Origin of the sequence: Herbaspirillum sp. ST 5-3, assembly GCF_004804275.1 — a bacterium.
Lineage (GTDB): Bacteria > Pseudomonadota > Gammaproteobacteria > Burkholderiales > Burkholderiaceae_D > Noviherbaspirillum.
The window spans coordinates 65,345-82,695 of the sequence record NZ_STGI01000008.1; the positions used below are offsets into that span (position 1 = coordinate 65,345).

Below are 17,351 nucleotides of genomic sequence, written 5' to 3' on the forward strand. Positions count from 1 at the left end.
TCGAAAGGCGAATTACATCATGCCTTCCATGCCACCCATACCGCCCATGCCACCCATACCGCCCATGCCACCAGCAGCCGGTTTCTCTTCAACCAGCTCGGCAACGGTGCAATCGGTGGTCAGCATCAGGCCGGCGATCGACGCTGCGTTTTGCAGAGCCGAACGGGTGACCTTGGCCGGATCCAGCACGCCCATTTCGACCATGTCGCCATAGGTGCCGTTGGCGGCGTTGTAACCGAAGTTACCCTTGCCTTCCATGACCTTGTTGACGACCACGGATGCTTCGTCACCGGCGTTGGTCACGATCATGCGCAGCGGCTCTTCCATTGCGCGCAGAACGATCTTGATGCCGGCTTCCTGATCCGGGTTGTCGCCCTTGATCGTCAGGTTTGCGCGAGCGCGCAGCAGTGCCACGCCGCCGCCAGGAACGATGCCTTCTTCAACGGCGGCACGGGTAGCGTGCAGCGCGTCTTCGACACGTGCCTTCTTCTCTTTCATTTCGACTTCGGTCGCAGCGCCAACCTTGATCACTGCAACGCCGCCTGCCAGCTTGGCAACGCGTTCCTGCAGCTTCTCGCGGTCGTAGTCGGAAGTCGCTTCTTCGATCTGAACGCGGATTTGCTTGACGCGTGCTTCGATCGCGGCAGCCTGGCCAGCGCCGTCGATAAGGGTGGTATTTTCCTTGCCGATTTCGATGCGCTTGGCTTGGCCGAGGTCGTTCAGCGTGGCCTTTTCCAGGGTCAGGCCGACTTCTTCAGCGATCACTTGACCGCCGGTCAGGATAGCGATGTCTTCCAGCATGGCCTTGCGACGGTCGCCAAAACCAGGAGCCTTGACTGCGCAGGTCTTCAGGATGCCGCGGATGTTGTTGACAACCAGGGTTGCCAGTGCTTCGCCTTCGATGTCTTCGGCGATGATCAGCAGCGGACGGCCAGCCTTGGCGACTTGCTCCAGTACCGGCAGCAGGTCACGGATGTTCGAGATCTTCTTGTCGAACAGCAGGACGAACGGGTTTTCCAGAACAGCAACTTGCTTTTCCGGATTGTTGATGAAGTACGGGGACAGGTAGCCGCGGTCGAACTGCATGCCTTCGACGATGTCGAGTTCGTCGTTCAGGGACTTGCCGTCTTCAACCGTGATCACGCCTTCCTTGCCGACTTTTTCCATTGCTTCAGCGATGCGGTCGCCGATGGATGCGTCGGAGTTCGCGGAGATCGCGCCGACTTGAGCGATTTCCTTGGATGTGGTGCAGGGTTTGGCGATCTTCTTCAGTTCGTCAACGGTAGCGTGAACAGCCTTGTCGATGCCGCGCTTCAGGTCCATCGGATTCATGCCGGCGGCAACGTACTTCATGCCTTCGCGAACGATCGCTTGTGCCAGCACGGTTGCCGTCGTGGTGCCGTCACCGGCGTTATCGGAGGTCTTGGAAGCGACTTCCTTGACCATTTGGGCGCCCATATTCATGAGCTTGTCTTTCAGTTCGATCTCTTTAGCGACCGAAACGCCGTCCTTGGTGACGGTCGGGGCGCCGAAGGAGCGCTCCAGCACAACATTGCGGCCTTTCGGGCCGAGGGTGACTTTAACAGCGTTGGCGAGGATGTTGACGCCTTCGACCATCTTGGCGCGGGCGGCATCGCCGAAGACTACTTCTTTTGCTGCCATGTTTGTAACTCCTTATTTATTGAACAGGTTCTGTATTATTTCTGGACGATTGCCATGATGTCTTCTTCGCGCATCACCAGCACCTCTTCGCCTTCGACCTTCACGGTCTGGCCGGAGTATTTGCCGAACAGCACGACGTCGCCGACTTTGACGTCCAGCGCGCGGACTTTGCCGTCTTCCAGAATCTTGCCGTTACCGACTGCGAGCACTTTGCCCTGATCCGGCTTTTCCGCAGCTGCTTCCGGAAGAACGATGCCGGACGCAGTCTTGGTTTCCTGGTCGAGGCGCTTGACGATGACGCGATCGTGCAATGGACGAAGGTTCATACAAACTCCTTAATTATCAATAAGTTATGGTTATTTGCGGCAGGTTTGCTGCAAGTTGCATTTATTTCACTGTGCAGCGAGACCGCACGGGAAAATCTGAAGCCAGGCGGAGTTGTTGTTAGCACTCTCCCCTAACGAGTGCTAAGTATATGGGCGGGTAATCCTTTTTTCAAGACCGTCCCGACGAAGGATTGTTCTTTACCTAATTTGCCTGCCCGCCAGTTTCGACAGAAGGCCTCGATCCAAAAAAGAAACCCCGCCGGCGAACCGACGGGGTTTCTCGTCAAAACGGGGGGGGCTGATTATTCAGGCCAGTGCGACCCTGACATCGATATTCCCGCGCGTTGCGTTGGAATAGGGGCAGACTTCATGTGCCTTGTTGACCAGCGTCTGGGCGGTTTCCTGGTCCATGCCTGGCAAGGCGACACGCAGATCCGCGGCCAAGCCGAAGCCGCCGTTGCCATTCGGGCCGATGCCGACTTCGGCAGTCACTGCGGCGTCAGCCGGCAAGGGGATCTTGGCGTGCATGGCGACGAATTTCATCGCGGAGAGGAAGCACGCCGAATAGCCGGCAGCGAACAATTGCTCCGGATTGGTGCCTTCGCCGCCCGGCCCGCCGAGTTCTTTCGGGGTGCTCAGCCGAGCGTCGAGTTTCTTGTCGCTGGAGACGGCGCGGCCATCGCGGCCGCCGGTTGCGGTGGCTTGTGCCTTGTACAGAATCTGCATGAGATGCTCCTTCTTCAAATAAAGGTGTTGGGACAACGTAATCGATCGGAACGCAGCATTAAGATAGCACGCAATTAAATTGTGTGCAATGCAAATGCGCGTTTGAGGCGGGAGTTGAAAGAATTGTGCTTTTGCTACGAGTCTGACTTGACCAGGTCGTTACGCAAGATGGAAAGCTGATTGCGAAGACGTGCGAGCGCTTCCGGGGATTGGCCGCTGGCGCACAACACTTGCTGGGGAATGCACTGTGCCTTCTTCTTGAGCGCGCGGCCTTCCTTGGTGAGCGTGATCCTGACCTGGCGTTCGTCCGATTCGTCGCGGGTACGTTCGATCAGCGAAGATGCTTCAAGGCGTTTCAACAGAGGGGTGAGCGTGCCGGAATCCAGAAACAGTTTTTCTCCAATGGATTTGACCAATACGTCGTCCTGTTGCCAAAGAACCAGCATCACCAGGTATTGCGGATAGGTAAGCCCAAGCTTGTCCAGAAAGGGCTTGTAGGTTTTTGTCATGGCCAGGGACGCAGAGTACAGTGCGAAGCAGAACTGGTTGTCCAATGCGAGGGGATCAAAGCTGTGCGCTTCGGGCGAGGTGGCGGATTTGGGCATGGTTTGCAGCTCTGACGTGGGATAATTACATTGCGCGTGACATATTTTTCTAATCCTATGCGAATTCCGAGAAGACTCCAAGTTGCGTGTAGCCTGATTGCGTTTGCCGGCAGCGTGATGGCGCAGCAATTGCCGATACCCGTCGCGGATGCCTTGCAGCGCGCGCAGATTCCCGAATCCGCAGCCGGAATCTATGTTCAGGAGGTCGGCGCAGGTCCGGTGTTGCTTGCCTCAAATGAAAAGACGCCGCTCAATCCGGCATCCACCATGAAGCTGGTGACCAGCGATGCCGCACTCGAAATGCTCGGGCCGACCTTTACCTGGAAGACCCAGGCTTATGCGACCGGCACGCAAGCCGGCGACGTGCTGCACGGCGACCTGATCATCAAGGGCAGCGGGGATCCCAAGCTGGTGCTGGAGAACTTCTGGTTGTTCTTGCGCCGCATACGCGCGAAGGGCATTCGCGAAATTCGCGGCAACCTCGTCCTGGATCGCAGCGCCTTCGAGAGCATGGAGTTCGACGCCGGTCAATTCGATGGCGACCCGATGAAACCGTACAACGTCGGGCCTGATGCCTTGTTGCTGAACTACAAGGCGCTGGCGTTTCGCTTCACGCCGGACGCGGCACGAGGTGTGGTCAATGTGACCATGGATCCGCCGCTCGCCGCCTATCCGCTGACCGCGCCGCACCTTGGAAATGGCGAGTGCGGCGACTGGCACGGCAAGCTGCGACCTGCAATCGACGGTTGGGGCGCACGTTTCTCCGGTATCTATTCCGCGTCTTGCGGCGAGAAAGTCTGGTATGTGCATCCCTATCAACTGACTCATACGCAATATTTTCATCTGGCGTTTCGACGCCTGTGGGCAGATCTGGGCGGCACCTTGAAAGGCGACGTGCAAAGCGGCGTCGTGCCGCCCAACGCGCGACTGGTCGCGGAATGGGAGTCAGCTTCCTTGTCCGAGGTGATTCGGGACATCAACAAGTACAGCAACAATGTGATGGCGCGCCAGTTGCTGCTCACGCTCGCAGCGAACGTACTGAATCTGCCGGCCAATGCCGAACGAGGCGCCGCCGTGGTTCGCACCTGGTTGAGCAACAAGGGGATCGATGCGCCGGAATTGAGTGTCGAGAACGGCTCCGGTCTGTCGCGCAACGAGCGCATCTCTGCGCTCACCATGGGCCGGATGCTCGAGTCCGCCTTTCAGTCCCCGACAATGCCCGAGTTCATGGCATCGCTGCCGCTGGCCGGCTTCGACGGCACCATGCGCCTGCGTCTCGTCAACCAGGCGGTCGCCGGCAAGGCGCATGTCAAGACGGGCATGCTGAATGAGGTGCGCAATATCGCTGGCTATGTGCTGGCTGCTTCAGGCAAGCGATATGTGGTTGTTTTCATGATCAATCATCCGAATTCGCTGCGCGGACAGGCAGCGCAGGATGCGCTGCTGCAGTGGGTGTACGAGCGCGGCTGAAACAGCATTTTCATGTCCGGACTTTGAACGTTGGTATGATGCGGTTTGTTAACAAATCAGCAACCACGGATCTGCGCCATGTCTGTCCTGCGAGCACCTCTTCTTTCCGCCCTGTTCGTCGTAGCTGCGGCTTCGATGTCCGCCGCTGCGCAACAAGGCGATACAGCGGGCACAAGTGCCAATTCTTCTTCAGCGCCGACGACTTCGGCTGAACCGCACTGGCAGGAAGGACCCTACGATCTCCCGCTGCTTGACCAGGCGATTCTCCGGCTGCCGAAAGGTTACGGCTATCTGGAGGGCGATGAGGCGCGCCAACTGATGCGCCAGTGGGGAAACCCGTACGTCGATGACGTGATTGGGTTGTTCGCCGGGCCGGGAGGCGACTGGTTCGTTTCGGTACGGTTCGAGAAAGCGGGTTATATCAAGGACGACGAAGCGAAGAACTGGAAAGCGGATGAACTGCTCCAGACGCTGAAACAAGGCGCACAAGAAATAAACAAGCGGCGTCGTGAACAAGGCTTGCCGGAAATGGAAGTCGTCGACTGGGTTGAGCAGCCGCACTATGACGCAGCGACACAGCGTCTGATCTGGGCGGTTTCGCTCAAGGACAAAGGGAGTCAGGCAGCGGAAGACCAGGGCATCAACTACAACACCTACGCCCTGGGCCGAGAAGGTTACTTTACCCTGAATCTGGTCACCGGTCTGAAGCAGATCGCGCAGAACAAGCTTCATGCATCGACCTTGCTTTCCGCACTCGAGTACAGGGAGGGCAAGGCTTACCGGGACTTCAATGAGGACATTGATACGGTGGCGGAGTACGGATTGACGGCACTCATTGCCGGCGTGGCCGCCAAAAAACTCGGACTGCTGGCGCTTGCCGGCGTCTTTATTGCGAAGTTCGCGAAACTTATTGTTCTCGCCGTCGTGGGCGGCCTTGCCCTGATCGGCAGATTATTCCGCAAGAAGAAGATCACTGTCGCTGACGCACAGCAGCCGGGAAATCACCTGAAAGGCTGACAGTGGGACATGCTCACAGCATCACCGGCTTGTCGGGCAACTGGTTGCGTGTCGAACCGTCATCGGGATAATGCGCTTCAAGCAGGGTATTCAATTGGTGCAAGGCCGTAATGACACTGTCATGGTACACACCGCGCGCAAAGCCTTCCGTCATCGTGCGGCAGATTGCCTGCCATTCCTTGGTCGGCACGACGCGGCCGACACCGCGGTCGGCAACGATCTCGACCTGGTGGTCGGCGAGATTGACGTAGACCAGAACGCCGCAATTTTCCTCGGTATCCCACACCCGATAATGGGAAAACAGTTCTCTTGCCCGTTCGCGCGGCGATGTGCCATTCAATACCGCTTGTGAATTCAGTGACGGTTCCACGACCATGCGCACTTCTGCGCGGTGGCGTCTTTCCCCGTCGGCAATCGATTGTTCGATGGCCTTCAGGGTTTCCTCCGGAAATGCACGGCGGCCGTCAGCGGTCGTGGTGCAGAGGTGCTTGATCAGGCGAGAAAATGTTTTCATCACCAATTCCCCGACGCGCCGCCACCGTCGCCACTTCCGCCACCCCCGGAAAACCCGCCGCCTCCGGAACCGCCGAAACCGCCTCCGCCAAAACCGCCGAAGCCGCCACGTCCGAACGCGTCGCCAAGGATGACGCCGGGCGCGGAACGTCCCCAGCCGCTCCGTTGATGGCCAAACCGGCGCGAGCGGGCGCGTGACAGCAACATGAACAGGATCATGAAGAAGAAAAACAGACCGAGCGAGAATGCGTCGGACTCTTCCTCCTGCGCTGCCTGTTTGGCCTGCGGCGCCGGGAACTGCTCCTTGTCCAGTAGGCTGGTGATGGCGGAAACGCCGGCCACCAGCCCGCCATAGAAATCGTTTTGCCGGAAGTGGGGCGCCATCACATCCTGCAGGATACGTTTTGACTGCGCGTCGGTGAGCGTCCCCTGCACACCTCTGCCGGCTTCGATGCGCATGCGGCGCAGGGCAGGTGGATTGTCCTTCGCGATCAGCAACAGCACGCCATCGTCGACGCCTTTGCGTCCCAGTTTCCACTCGTCGTAGACCCGGATGCTGTACTGCTCGATGGCCTCCGGTTCGGTCTTGCTGATCAACAGGACGGCGATCTGGCTGCCGGTGCGTTCCTCGTATTCCTTCAGCACATTCTCCAGCGTCGCGCGCTGAGTCGCCGTCAGCATGCCGGCCTTGTCCGTCACACGCGTTTGCAGAGGTGGGACAGGCACGAAGTCCTGCGCGCCTGCCGCGGCGACGGTCAGAGCAAGCAGCAAGCTGATCAGGGCGCGATAGAGCATCATCTGAGCCGGCGCCTACTTGCCGAAGTTAACGGCAGGCGCATTTGAAATCGCCTTCTCATTGTCAACCGTAAACGAGGGTTTGACTTCGTAGTGGAACATCATCGCAGTCAGGTTGGTCGGGAAGCTGCGCGCCAGCACGTTATATTCACGCACCGCCTGAATATACCGCTGACGTGCCACCGTGATGCGATTCTCGGTGCCTTCCAGTTGCGATTGCAGATCCCGGAAACTGGTGTCGGCCTTCAGGTTCGGGTAATTTTCGGATACCGCCATCAGGCGCGACAGGGCGCTCGACAGCTCGCCCTGCACCTGCTGGAATTTCTTGAACGCCTCCGGATTGTTCAATACATCCGGTGTGATCTGGAAGCTGGTCGCCGCCGCGCGAGCACGTGTCACGGCCTCCAGCGTATCCTTTTCATGCGAGGCGTAGCCCTTGACCGTATTGACCAGGTTCGGAATCAGATCGGCGCGGCGCTGATACTGGTTTACCACCTCGCCCCACGCTGCCTTGACGTGCTCGTCCTTTTCCTGAAATTCATTGTAGCCGCACGCACTCAGCATGGAAGCCAGCACGGCGATTGCCAGCCATCTGATCCAGGTTTTCATTGTGATTTCCTTTGTTGAATAGGGAAGTGGAACTTGCAGCTTCATTTATGGGCGATGGTGCCTGGTTTCAACAATACCGTGCTCATCGCTGCAAGGATCAGGGCCATTGCCGCGTAGTCCTGCCAATGCGGCGTTTCGCCGAGCAACCATGCACCGGAAAATACGCCGAGCACCGGGATCATCATCACCGACAGGCTGGATGCCACCGGCGGCAAGGCGCGGGCCAGTTTGTACCAGACAACATGCGCGAATCCGAAAATGATGATCGCGTTGTACAGGATCGCGCTTCCAGCTGCTGCATCCGGAATATGCCAGGCGCTGCTCTCGAACAGGGTTGCCGCCAGCGCCATGGCCGATGTAGTCAATGCAAGCATCCAGAACGTCAGCGAAATGGTCGGCATTTCCAGCTTCGACCGCTTGATCACGACGGTGCCGTAACCCCAGCCCGCTGCGGCGGTCAACGCAAGCAGCGTGCCGAGCGGATTGCCGGCCAGTGTCGTGAATTCGCTCGACAGCAGCAGCAAGGCGCCGGCGAGGGCGCAGCCAATGCCGATCCAGCCGCTACGCTTCGGTCGCTCCCCGAAAAATATCAGCGCGCACAGCACGGCCCATACTGGCATGGTGTAGCCGAGGATCGCAGCACGTCCGGACGACAGCATCTTGACCGACAGAATCATGAACACGTTCCAGATCAGCATGTTGGGTATCGCCAGCCTGATCACCTCCCTGACGTGGCCGCGCGGGATTGCGAGCGAAGCTCCTTGCATGCGCGCCGCCAGCCACAAGGTCGGCAAGCCGCCGATCATGCCGGCGGCACGGAAAGTCAATGGTGGAAAATCGCGCACGCCGAATTTCATGATGGGCCAGTTAATCCCCCAGCACAGCGTCAGCAGGACAAGCAGGATCCAATCCTTGCGGGAAAGAGAAGTCATCCCGAAACGATAGCATGGCACGTTACAATGTGCACTGTTTGACATCTTTCGAGAAAAGCCGTGACCTTCATCAATAAATTGTCCGCCGCCTGGTCGGCCAACAACTCGCTTCTGTGTGTCGGCCTCGATCCGGATGTGACGAAGTTTCCCGCGCATCTGCAAGGACAGCCGCAGTCGATCTTCGCATTTTGCAAGGCAATTATCGACGCGACAGCCGACACCGCTTGCGCCTTCAAGCCGCAGATCGCCTACTTTGCCGCATTGCGTGCGGAAGACCAGCTGGAAGCGATCTGCGCTTACCTGCGCAAGACTTTTCCAGCAATCCCGATCGTGCTCGATGCCAAGCGCGGCGATATTGGCGCGACCGCCGAGCAGTATGCGCGCGAAGCGTTCGAGCGCTATGGTGCCGACGCGGTGACTGTCAATCCTTATATGGGGTTCGACTCGATTGCGCCGTATCTGGAATGGAAAGATCGCGGCGTCATTATTCTGTGCCGCACGTCCAACCCGGGCGGCTCGGATCTGCAATTTCTCAATGCGGATGGCAAGCCGATCTATCAGCATGTGGCGCAACTGGTCGCCGACAAGTGGAATACCAACGGCCAGTGCGGACTGGTGGTCGGAGCGACATTCCCGGACGAGTTGGCGCAGGTGCGCAGAATTGTTGGCGACATGCCCTTGCTGGTGCCGGGCATCGGCGCGCAGGGCGGCGATATCCAGGCGACGGTCAATGCCGGCAGGACGGCGAATGGCACCGGCATGATGATCAATTCTTCGCGTGCGATTCTGTACGCAAAGCGGGACGAGAAGACCGGCGAGGATTTTGCCCAGGCAGCGCGACGGGTAGCGCTGGAGACGCGGGACACGATCAATCGTTTCAGAGTCTGACTCGGTTCGGACCGGACATGGCATTCTTCATCGCTACGCCTTGAAGAATGCCAACATCTCCTGCAACAACAACTCCGGCACCTGCTCCGCGATGAAATGCCCGGATGGCAATGCCTTGCCAGTCACCGGTTTTTCGCATTTCACCTGCCAGTCCTCCAGGGGCTGGAAAAGCTGGCCGATTACGCCGTGCTCACCCCACAGTACATGCACCGGGCAAACGATCTTGCGCACGTCATGATCGCGGTCGTGTTCCAGGTCGATGGTGGCAGCGGCGCGGTAATCCTCGCACGCTGCATGAATTGCTTCCGGCCGGCAGAAGCAGCGCCGGTACTCCGCCATGGCGGCGGGGTCGATGAATTTCTCGCCGTTTGATCCCCATCCGCCGAGAATCGTCTCGAGCAGAAAAGGTGCGCTATTGCCGATCAGGGTTTCCGGCACCGGCGCGGGCTGGATCAGGAAGAACCAGTGGTAATACAAGGTCGCAAACTGCTTGTCGGTGGCCTCGTACATGGTGCGCGTGGGCGAGATGTCGAGAATCATCAGCTTCCGGACCGCCGGCGGATGGTCCAGCGCGAGGCGGTGTGCGACGCGCGCGCCACGATCATGGCCACACACATAAAATGACGTGAATCCAAGCGCCTGCATGACCTCGACCATGTCCTGCGCCATCGCGCGCTTGGAATAATTGCTGTGATCCGGTAAACCCGGCGGCATGGATGAATCGCCATAGCCGCGCAAGTCCGGCATCACTAGGGTGAACTGTCTTGCCAGCGTGTCCGCCACCTTGTGCCAGATGACATGGCTCTGAGGAAAACCGTGCAGCAGGAGCAGCGGTGGACCGCTGCCACCATGGCGCAGGTTGATGGTGACACCATTGACCTGCAGCTGATCATGGCGGAAGTGCTCCAGCATCAAGCGTGTTCCAGAAAGCGCATCAAGCCTTCGAGGGAATGCACGATGGTTTGCTGCCGCACTGCCTGACGATCGCCGGTAAACACCAGTCGCTCGGTAAACGTATGGTGTTCGAGCGCCCAGCCGAAACATACCGTTCCGACCGGTTTGCCGGGAACCGCACCGCCCGGGCCGGCGATGCCGGTGGTCGAGAGCGTCACATGTGCATTGCTGTTGGCCAGAGCGCCTTCGGCCATGGCGCCGGCAACCTCTTCGCTGACGGTGCCGAACTGGGCAATCAACGCGGCCGGCACATCAAGCAATTCCGTCTTGGAGGCGTTGGAGTAGGCAATGAAACCGCAATCGAACCATTCCGAAGAACCGGCAATTTCAGTGATGGCTTGAGCGACGCCGCCGCCGGTGCATGATTCTGCGGTTGCAAGCAGTAATCCTTTTGCCTGAAGTACGCGACCGACGCGCGCCGCCAGATCAATGATGTCACTCATGTTTTCTCCGTAATTTGTGCGTAGATAGCCGGTGAGTCGCGCGACAGAAAATCGGCATGAATCGCAAGCGGGGAATTTCCCGAGGCGGACGGGCTAACTTTACCACCACAGTTGCTGCTTAGGTGGTTTGAACCCGGGACGAGGGTCGATAAAACGCGGCCGCGTGCTCTCCTTGCGCAGATCCGTTTTGGCTTGCAAGGTCAAGAGCTTTACGTCGCCGGACGTGTGCGACATGATCTACATCAATAAGTTGTTGTTGATCCGACTCACAATGGCGTGGAACAGTGCGCTGCCGGATCGAGCGACCCGGCAGTGTGTTCATGGCGTGAAGTTTCGAGCTTGACGCGGCCCTTGCGGCCGCGTTTTTTTCGCCTGCGCTCAGATCGTGCGCCAGATCGCAAATAGCAGAAGCGTATAGAACGCCGCCACAATATCGTCCCACATCACGCCGAAGCCGCCCTTGAATCGGCGATCGAAATATGCAATCGGCGCCGGCTTTACCATGTCGAAAAAGCGAAACCACAGGAAGGCCCAGAATTGCGTGTTGAAGTTCGATGGCGTCAAGACCAGCAGCACCAGCCAGAACGCGATGATTTCATCCCACACCATGCTGCCGTGGTCTGCAATGCCGAGATCGCGCCCGGTGCGATGACAGGCCCAGATGCCGACAAAGAATCCAAGCGTCACGATGATCGCCCAATGCAAGGGCGTGAACCACGCCGGCCAGCGTGACGTCAGCACGCTGAAGGACAACCAGGCGAACAGTGTGCCGGAGGTCCCCGGAACAACCGGCGACAGGCCGCTGCCGAATCCTTGCGCCAGCAGATGCGCGGGATGCGACAGCATGAAACGTGAATTGGGTTTGGTGACGCAGGCGGATTGGCCCGATTCCAGTGTGGTCATGGGGATGCGAAATGGTCGAAGGAAGTCAGTTGCAGATCAAGCGCCGCGCCGCCTGCATCGACCAGCCGCAAGCCTGGCGCGGCGTCGATGGTCCCTACGCGCGTTACGGCTGTCGACGCTGCCTGTCCCGCGGCCAGTATGGCATCGCGCCTGGAGGCCGGCGCGGTAAAGCAGAGCTCGTAATCATCGCCGCCGGCAAGCGCAAAGCGGCGACGGATTTCGTTTGCTTGCCGCGACAGCATCGGGCCGACGGGAAGGGCATCCGCATCCAGCGTGGCGCCAAGCCCGGAGCGTTCCAGGATGTGGCCCAGATCGCCCGTCAAACCGTCCGAAACGTCGATGGCGGCATGCGCAATGCCGCGCAATGCAATGCCGAGCGCGACGCGCGGCGTCGGCGCGTGCATCCGGTTGCCGGCGGCTTCCAGCGCCGCGGGGTCGAGCTTGAGTTCATTGCGATAACCGGCAAGCGCCAGGCGTGCCTCACCCAGGCTGCCCGAGATCCAGATGTCATCACCCGGTTGCGCGGCGTCGCGACGCAAGGCTTGCCCGGTCGGGATCTCGCCAAACACGGTGATGCAGATATTGCGCGGTCCCTTGGTGGTGTCGCCGCCGATCAGTTCGCACCCGTGCTGATCCGCCAGTGCAAGCATGCCCGCGGAAAATGGCGCAAGCCATTCCGGCCGCGCATCCGGCAATGAGAGCGCCAGGGTGAACGCAATCGGCGTCGCGCCCATTGCGGCCAGATCGGAAAGATTGACTGCCAGACACTTGTGTCCAAGCATTGCGGGATCGGTGTCGGGAAAGAAATGGCGTCCCTCGACCAGCATATCGGTCGAGATCGCCAATTGCATGCCCGCCGACGGAGCGAGCAGCGCACAGTCATCGCCCACGCCGAGCGCGACGCGGTCGTGGCGACGCACGGGGCGGGTGAAGTACTGCGCAATCAGGTCGAATTCGGACAACATGACACGATTGTACCGAATGCGACCTCATTGCTGTGGCAGAACCGCCCGTTCCATCCTTGCAGCCAAGCTTCAGGCTGCGTCGGCGACCCTGCTGCCCAGTTCGGCAAGCAGGATTTGGCGAATGTTCGCTTCTTGCGGCGCGACGCCGAAGCCACACATCAAACCTTGTTCGTTATAGAAACGGCAGACAATTTGTTCGCCGTAGCTGGTTTCCTGCCATGAACCTTTGGCCATGCAGCGGACTGGCGGCGGAACCAGCGCCAGTGGAAATGACGGTGTTTTCACCATGACCGGGGCCGGCTTCAAATCGATCGCTGTCGGCTCGCCGGCCAGGGTCTTCGCGATTGCTCGCGCTGCCGACATCAGCGGCGCAATGTAGGGCAGCACGCGAGTGCTGCTGTGCCCGTCCGCATATTCCGCGCAATCGCCCAGCGCATAGACGCCGGGAGCGCTTGTCTGTCCATACTCATCCACGATAATGCCGCGTGCCGTCCCGAGACCGCCCGACTGTGCGAGGCGCAGATCCGGACGCAAGCCGACGGCGGACAACACGACATCGGTGTCGAAGGCGTCGCAGTTGGCGAGGGTGACGCGCAGGGCACCCTTTGTGCGGTCGACGCGAGCGGCAGTTGTTTCCAGCCGCATGTCGATACCGCGTGCGGCCAGCGCCGTAAGCAGCCCGCGCGCCAAGGAGGCTGGCGCCAAGGCGGCGAGCGGATGCGGATTCGGATCAACCAGCGTGACCCGATGTCCCGCGCCGGCCAAGTCATCGGCAAATTCGCAGCCGATCAGACCTGCGCCGAGAATCGTGACGCGCGCGCCATGCCCTGCATCGACAATCTTGCGACGGAATTGCTGATAGTCGTCGACGTGGTTCACGGACATGACCTGGTCGGCTGCATCGCCTTCGATGCTCAGGCGGATCGCTTGCGCGCCGACAGCGAGAACGAGTTTCTCGTACTCGAACACTCCTGCGCTCGTAACCACCGCCCTGGCTCCTGTATCGACCCTCTCGACGCGGGCGCCGGTCAGAATGGTCGCGCCGAGTTGCGCTGCCATCTGCGCCGCAGTTTGCGTGACCAGTTGCGCTGCCTCCTTGCCTTGTGCGAAGGCGTTCGACAGCATCGGTTTGGAATAGAAACCGCCGTCATCGGCGGTGACAAGAAGCAGGGAGGCGGTTTTGTCCAGCTTGCGAAATTCCCTTGCTACGGTATAGCCGGCCAGTCCGGTGCCAATGACGACAATGGGATTCATGTTTTTCCTCGATTGATCGGCATGCGTCTCAGATCTCGACCATCTCGAAATCCGCCTTCGCGACACCGCAGTCCGGGCAGGCCCAGTCCGCCGGAATGTCCTCCCACTTCGTACCCGGCGCGATGCCGTCTTCCGGGCGCCCGGCCGATTCGTCGTACACAAAACCGCAAACGATGCATTGGTAAGTTTTCATATTTTTTCCTCTCAAACAATGGATGTGATTTGTCGCGTCGGCGTTCCCGCGCTTATTTGGCGGTGTTGGCGAGCACCTTGCGGTAGTTGTTGGCGTGCCGCTCTTCGACCTTCGCCAATGCGGCAAAGCGCTTGGCAGCGATCTCCAGCGTGCGCCTGAAGTTATCCGCATGTTCCATCGACTCGGCGATCTGCTCGTCGAATTCCGCGACTGCTGCCTGGTTGCCTTCTTCCACCGCGAGATGGCGGAATTTTGGATACATCTCGGTGTACTCGTAGGTTTCGCCTTCGATCGCAATCTCAAGCGCCTTGGCGGGTGTCAGTTGCGCCTTCGGGTACAAGAGGTCGAGGTGGCCGAACGCGTGCATGACTTCTTGGTCGGCCGTTTCTTCGAAAATTTTGGCGACCTCGTCAGCGCCGGCTTCACGCGCCAGCTTTGCGAAGTAGCGGTACTTGATGTGAGCCATCGATTCGCCGGCAAATGCGGCTTCGAGGTTTTGAATCGTGACAGATGCTTGTTTTGCCATGGTTCGCTCCTGTTGAGTGTAGGCCGATTTATTCAATGCAATCGGTATGGAGCGAATAATAGCCACCAGCTATTAATAAATAAAATTGATTGTTTAAATGAATCTGATAGTTGAAAGGAGGGTCGACGCAATAAATTGCATTTTCGATAAACCTGGGGCGAATCTCGCCGCCACTAGGATAAATACGTATAAAACCGGGACATTCAGTCTGATAAAATCGTAAGCTTTCCGTAAGATAAAAAGGAAGGCCGCATCATGGAATCCTCGATTGACCGAAAAGAAGCGCTTCGTCAACAATTGCGCCAAGCGGCACTGGAATATCACGAGTTTCCCACTCCCGGAAAAATCAGCGTCACCCCCACCAAGCAGCTCACCAACCAGCGCGACCTCGCGCTTGCCTATTCCCCCGGCGTCGCCGCCGCCTGCGAAGAAATCGTCGCCGATCCGGTCAACGCCTTCAAATACACCGCCCGCGGCAACCTGGTTGCGGTGATCACGAACGGCACCGCCGTGCTCGGCCTCGGCCCGATCGGACCGCTGGCCGCCAAGCCGGTCATGGAAGGCAAGGGGGTGTTGTTCAAGAAGTTCGCCGGTATCGATGTGTTCGATATCGAGGTCAACGAACTGGATCCGGACAAGCTGTGCGACGTCATCGCCGCGCTGGAGCCAACCTTCGGCGGTATCAATCTGGAAGACATCAAGGCGCCCGAATGCTTTTACATCGAGCGCAAGTTGCGCGACCGGATGAAGATTCCCGTCTTCCACGATGATCAGCACGGCACCGCCATCATCGTCGGCGCAGCCATCCTGAATGGCCTCAAAGTGGTCGGCAAGAACATCAAGGAATGCAAGCTGGTCGTGTCCGGCGCCGGCGCTGCGGCACTGGCCTGCCTTGACCTCATCGTCGACCTCGGATTCCCGATCGAGAATATTTTCGTCACCGACCTGGCCGGCGTCGTCTACAAGGGCCGTGCCGAACTGATGGATCCGGACAAGGAACGCTTTGCGCAGGAAACCAGCGCGCGGACTTTGGCTGAGGTGATCCCGGGCGCCGATATCTTCCTCGGCCTGTCGGCCGGCGGCGTGCTCAAGCCGGAAATGGTCAAGGAAATGGCGGCCAAACCCTTGATCCTGGCGCTGGCCAATCCGACGCCGGAAATCCTGCCCGAGGAAGTCAAGGCCGTGCGTGACGATGCTGTCATTGCGACCGGGCGTTCGGACTATCCGAACCAGGTCAACAACGTGCTGTGCTTCCCGTACATCTTCCGTGGTGCGCTCGACTCCGGTGCGACGACCATCACGCGCCAGATGGAAATCGCCGCAGTCCATGCGATCGCCGATCTGGCCCAGGCCGAGCAATCGGACATCGTTGCCACTGCCTACGGCATCAGCAATCTGGCCTTCGGCCCCGAGTACGTCATTCCAAAACCCTTCGATCCGCGTCTGATGATGAAGATTGCGCCGGCCGTGGCAAAAGCGGCGGCGGACTCCGGTGTGGCGTCGCGTCCGATCCTGGACATGCAGGCCTATATCAGTAGTCTGCAGCAATTCGTCTACCGCAGCGGCACCTTCATGAAGCCGATCTTCCAGATCGCGAAGAAGGCACCGGCCGCGAAGAAGCGCATCGTCTTCGCCGAAGGCGAGGAGGAGCGCGTATTGCGCGCCGTGCAGGTGGTCATCGACGAGAATCTCGCGAAGCCGATCCTGGTCGGCCGGCCCGCCGTGCTGGCGCAGCGCATCGAGAAGTTCGGCCTGCGCATGCGCCCCGAGATCGATTTTGAAATGATCAACCCGGAATACGACGAGCGCTATCGCGAGTACTGGCAGGAATACCTGGCGATGACGCGTCGCAAGGGCGTCACCGAGCAATATGCGAAGCTGGAAATGCGTCGTCGCCACACGCTGATCGGCTCCATGGTCATCCACAAGGGGAACGCCGACGGCATGATCTGCGGCACCTTCGGCACCGTGCCGCTGCATCTGCATTACATCGATCAGGTGCTCGGCAAGCGCGAAGGCGTCAACGTCTATGCGGCGATGAATGCGCTGATCCTGCCTGACCGTCAGATCGTCCTGGTGGATACCCACGTCAACGAAAACCCGACGGCGGAACAGCTCGCGGAAATCACGATCCTGGCGGCGGAGGAAATGCGTCGCTTCGGTTTGCATCCGCGCGCCGCCTTGCTCTCGCATTCCAATTTCGGAAGCAGCAACAGCGAGTCCGCCAAAAAGATGCGGGCCGCGCTCGCCATCATTCGCGAAATGGCGCCGGATCTGGAAGTCGATGGCGAGATGCACGGTGACACCGCACTCGACTCGGCATTGCTGAAGACGATGATGCCCGACTCGCCGCTCACGCGCGAAGCCAATCTGCTGGTCCTGCCGAACATCGATGCCGCGAATATTTCCTACAACCTGCTCAAGACAGCGGCGGGCAACGGAATCGCGATCGGCCCGATCCTGCTCGGCTGCGCCAAGCCGGTTCATGTGCTGACACCGTCGTCCACGGTGCGTCGCATTGTGAACATGGCCGCGCTGTGCGTGATGGATGCGGTGGCGGATCGCTGATC

General features: G+C 59.3%; 19 protein-coding genes. 4 read left to right on the forward strand and 15 right to left on the reverse strand.

The window, feature by feature from the left end; translation table 11 throughout:
• Positions 1–12: 12 nt before the first annotated feature.
• The 4 genes from groL to E6W33_RS16295 all read right to left on the reverse strand — a co-directional run bounded on the left by groL (position 13) and on the right by E6W33_RS16295 (position 3,319).
• A complete protein-coding gene (gene groL / locus E6W33_RS16280; protein ID WP_136418370.1) occupies positions 13–1,662 on the reverse strand; it encodes a chaperonin GroEL in 1,650 nt (549 codons plus the stop codon).
• A 35-nt stretch (positions 1,663–1,697) separates the two neighbouring features.
• Positions 1,698–1,988 carry a co-chaperone GroES gene (gene groES / locus E6W33_RS16285; RefSeq protein ID WP_040041505.1) on the reverse strand — a complete coding sequence of 97 codons (291 nt, stop codon included), beginning with the start codon at positions 1,986–1,988 and terminating at the stop codon, positions 1,698–1,700.
• A 306-nt stretch (positions 1,989–2,294) separates the two neighbouring features.
• Entirely contained in the window at positions 2,295–2,714 is a 420-nt protein-coding gene (locus tag E6W33_RS16290; protein WP_136418371.1) for an organic hydroperoxide resistance protein, read from the reverse strand.
• Positions 2,715–2,848: 134 nt separating this feature from the next.
• Positions 2,849–3,319: a MarR family transcriptional regulator gene (locus tag E6W33_RS16295; RefSeq protein WP_136418372.1), complete on the reverse strand. Its 471-nt coding sequence runs from the start codon at positions 3,317–3,319 to the stop codon at positions 2,849–2,851.
• A gap of 117 nt (positions 3,320–3,436) precedes the next feature.
• On the opposite strand from E6W33_RS16295, the gene dacB reads away from it, so the two are divergent.
• Both dacB and E6W33_RS16305 read left to right on the forward strand, forming a co-directional pair.
• Positions 3,437–4,789: a D-alanyl-D-alanine carboxypeptidase/D-alanyl-D-alanine-endopeptidase gene (gene dacB / locus E6W33_RS16300; RefSeq protein ID WP_247869669.1), complete on the forward strand. Its 1,353-nt coding sequence runs from the start codon at positions 3,437–3,439 to the stop codon at positions 4,787–4,789.
• 78 nt (positions 4,790–4,867) lie between these two features.
• On the forward strand, positions 4,868–5,806 hold the full coding sequence (locus E6W33_RS16305; RefSeq protein ID WP_136418374.1) for a DUF2167 domain-containing protein: 939 nt from the start codon (positions 4,868–4,870) through the stop codon (positions 5,804–5,806).
• A 13-nt stretch (positions 5,807–5,819) separates the two neighbouring features.
• Here E6W33_RS16305 and E6W33_RS16310 read toward each other — a convergent pair whose 3' ends face one another.
• The 4 genes from E6W33_RS16310 to E6W33_RS16325 are packed head-to-tail and all read right to left on the reverse strand — an operon-like array spanning position 5,820 to position 8,655.
• Positions 5,820–6,320, reverse strand: a complete 501-nt coding sequence (locus E6W33_RS16310; RefSeq protein WP_136418375.1) for a TPM domain-containing protein — start codon at positions 6,318–6,320, stop codon at positions 5,820–5,822.
• The gene (locus E6W33_RS16315) at positions 6,320–7,117 is read right to left on the reverse strand and encodes a TPM domain-containing protein (RefSeq protein WP_136418376.1); all 798 of its coding nucleotides are present in this window, start codon (positions 7,115–7,117) and stop codon (positions 6,320–6,322) included. Before E6W33_RS16315 ends, E6W33_RS16310 begins: the two co-directional genes overlap by 1 nt.
• Positions 7,118–7,129: 12 nt before the next feature.
• Positions 7,130–7,723 carry a LemA family protein gene (locus E6W33_RS16320; protein WP_136418377.1) on the reverse strand — a complete coding sequence of 198 codons (594 nt, stop codon included), beginning with the start codon at positions 7,721–7,723 and terminating at the stop codon, positions 7,130–7,132.
• A 41-nt stretch (positions 7,724–7,764) separates the two neighbouring features.
• Positions 7,765–8,655, reverse strand: a complete 891-nt coding sequence (locus E6W33_RS16325; RefSeq protein ID WP_136418378.1) for a DMT family transporter — start codon at positions 8,653–8,655, stop codon at positions 7,765–7,767.
• A 60-nt stretch (positions 8,656–8,715) separates the two neighbouring features.
• Here E6W33_RS16325 and pyrF point away from each other — a divergent pair, with 60 nt between their 5' ends.
• Positions 8,716–9,543 (forward strand): orotidine-5'-phosphate decarboxylase, encoded by an 828-nt coding sequence (gene pyrF / locus E6W33_RS16330; protein WP_136418379.1) that lies wholly within the window; start codon positions 8,716–8,718, stop codon positions 9,541–9,543.
• Between the two features lie 33 nt (positions 9,544–9,576).
• Here pyrF and E6W33_RS16335 read toward each other — a convergent pair whose 3' ends face one another.
• The 7 genes from E6W33_RS16335 to E6W33_RS16365 form a co-directional block, all read right to left on the reverse strand.
• The gene (locus tag E6W33_RS16335; RefSeq protein WP_136418380.1) at positions 9,577–10,455 is read right to left on the reverse strand and encodes an alpha/beta hydrolase; all 879 of its coding nucleotides are present in this window, start codon (positions 10,453–10,455) and stop codon (positions 9,577–9,579) included.
• Positions 10,455–10,940, reverse strand: coding sequence for a CinA family protein (locus tag E6W33_RS16340; RefSeq protein WP_136418381.1), 486 nt, complete (start codon positions 10,938–10,940; stop codon positions 10,455–10,457). Before E6W33_RS16340 ends, E6W33_RS16335 begins: the two co-directional genes overlap by 1 nt.
• Before the next feature lie 378 nt (positions 10,941–11,318).
• A complete protein-coding gene (locus tag E6W33_RS16345) occupies positions 11,319–11,843 on the reverse strand; it encodes a phosphatidylglycerophosphatase A (protein ID WP_247869670.1) in 525 nt (174 codons plus the stop codon).
• Positions 11,840–12,808, reverse strand: coding sequence for a thiamine-phosphate kinase (gene thiL / locus E6W33_RS16350; protein WP_136418382.1), 969 nt, complete (start codon positions 12,806–12,808; stop codon positions 11,840–11,842). The genes E6W33_RS16345 and thiL overlap by 4 nt, the downstream gene beginning before the upstream one ends.
• A 69-nt stretch (positions 12,809–12,877) precedes the next feature.
• Entirely contained in the window at positions 12,878–14,062 is a 1,185-nt protein-coding gene (locus E6W33_RS16355; RefSeq protein WP_136418383.1) for an FAD-dependent oxidoreductase, read from the reverse strand.
• A gap of 28 nt (positions 14,063–14,090) precedes the next feature.
• A complete protein-coding gene (locus E6W33_RS16360) occupies positions 14,091–14,255 on the reverse strand; it encodes a rubredoxin (RefSeq protein ID WP_136418384.1) in 165 nt (54 codons plus the stop codon).
• 52 nt (positions 14,256–14,307) lie between these two features.
• Positions 14,308–14,781: a rubrerythrin family protein gene (locus tag E6W33_RS16365; RefSeq protein WP_136418385.1), complete on the reverse strand. Its 474-nt coding sequence runs from the start codon at positions 14,779–14,781 to the stop codon at positions 14,308–14,310.
• A 255-nt stretch (positions 14,782–15,036) separates the two neighbouring features.
• Between E6W33_RS16365 and E6W33_RS16370 the strand changes: the two genes are divergently transcribed.
• A complete protein-coding gene (locus tag E6W33_RS16370; protein ID WP_136418386.1) occupies positions 15,037–17,349 on the forward strand; it encodes an NADP-dependent malic enzyme in 2,313 nt (770 codons plus the stop codon).
• Positions 17,350–17,351 lie beyond the last annotated feature (2 nt).

What these genes read in the sequence shown, in the direction of transcription:
- groL (WP_136418370.1), bottom strand. Translation starts at nt 1,662, where the DNA reads ATGGCAGCAAAAGAAGTAGTCTTCGGCGATGCCGCCCGCGCCAAGATG.
- groES (WP_040041505.1), bottom strand. Translation starts at nt 1,988, where the DNA reads ATGAACCTTCGTCCATTGCACGATCGCGTCATCGTCAAGCGCCTCGAC.
- E6W33_RS16290 (WP_136418371.1), bottom strand. Translation starts at nt 2,714, where the DNA reads ATGCAGATTCTGTACAAGGCACAAGCCACCGCAACCGGCGGCCGCGAT.
- E6W33_RS16295 (WP_136418372.1), bottom strand. Translation starts at nt 3,319, where the DNA reads ATGCCCAAATCCGCCACCTCGCCCGAAGCGCACAGCTTTGATCCCCTC.
- dacB (WP_247869669.1), top strand. Translation starts at nt 3,437, where the DNA reads ATGGCGCAGCAATTGCCGATACCCGTCGCGGATGCCTTGCAGCGCGCG.
- E6W33_RS16305 (WP_136418374.1), top strand. Translation starts at nt 4,868, where the DNA reads ATGTCTGTCCTGCGAGCACCTCTTCTTTCCGCCCTGTTCGTCGTAGCT.
- E6W33_RS16310 (WP_136418375.1), bottom strand. Translation starts at nt 6,320, where the DNA reads ATGAAAACATTTTCTCGCCTGATCAAGCACCTCTGCACCACGACCGCT.
- E6W33_RS16315 (WP_136418376.1), bottom strand. Translation starts at nt 7,117, where the DNA reads ATGATGCTCTATCGCGCCCTGATCAGCTTGCTGCTTGCTCTGACCGTC.
- E6W33_RS16320 (WP_136418377.1), bottom strand. Translation starts at nt 7,723, where the DNA reads ATGAAAACCTGGATCAGATGGCTGGCAATCGCCGTGCTGGCTTCCATG.
- E6W33_RS16325 (WP_136418378.1), bottom strand. Translation starts at nt 8,655, where the DNA reads ATGACTTCTCTTTCCCGCAAGGATTGGATCCTGCTTGTCCTGCTGACG.
- E6W33_RS16335 (WP_136418380.1), bottom strand. Translation starts at nt 10,455, where the DNA reads ATGCTGGAGCACTTCCGCCATGATCAGCTGCAGGTCAATGGTGTCACC.
- E6W33_RS16340 (WP_136418381.1), bottom strand. Translation starts at nt 10,940, where the DNA reads ATGAGTGACATCATTGATCTGGCGGCGCGCGTCGGTCGCGTACTTCAG.
- E6W33_RS16345 (WP_247869670.1), bottom strand. Translation starts at nt 11,843, where the DNA reads ATGACCACACTGGAATCGGGCCAATCCGCCTGCGTCACCAAACCCAAT.
- thiL (WP_136418382.1), bottom strand. Translation starts at nt 12,808, where the DNA reads ATGTTGTCCGAATTCGACCTGATTGCGCAGTACTTCACCCGCCCCGTG.
- E6W33_RS16355 (WP_136418383.1), bottom strand. Translation starts at nt 14,062, where the DNA reads ATGAATCCCATTGTCGTCATTGGCACCGGACTGGCCGGCTATACCGTA.
- E6W33_RS16360 (WP_136418384.1), bottom strand. Translation starts at nt 14,255, where the DNA reads ATGAAAACTTACCAATGCATCGTTTGCGGTTTTGTGTACGACGAATCG.
- E6W33_RS16365 (WP_136418385.1), bottom strand. Translation starts at nt 14,781, where the DNA reads ATGGCAAAACAAGCATCTGTCACGATTCAAAACCTCGAAGCCGCATTT.
- E6W33_RS16370 (WP_136418386.1), top strand. Translation starts at nt 15,037, where the DNA reads ATGGAATCCTCGATTGACCGAAAAGAAGCGCTTCGTCAACAATTGCGC.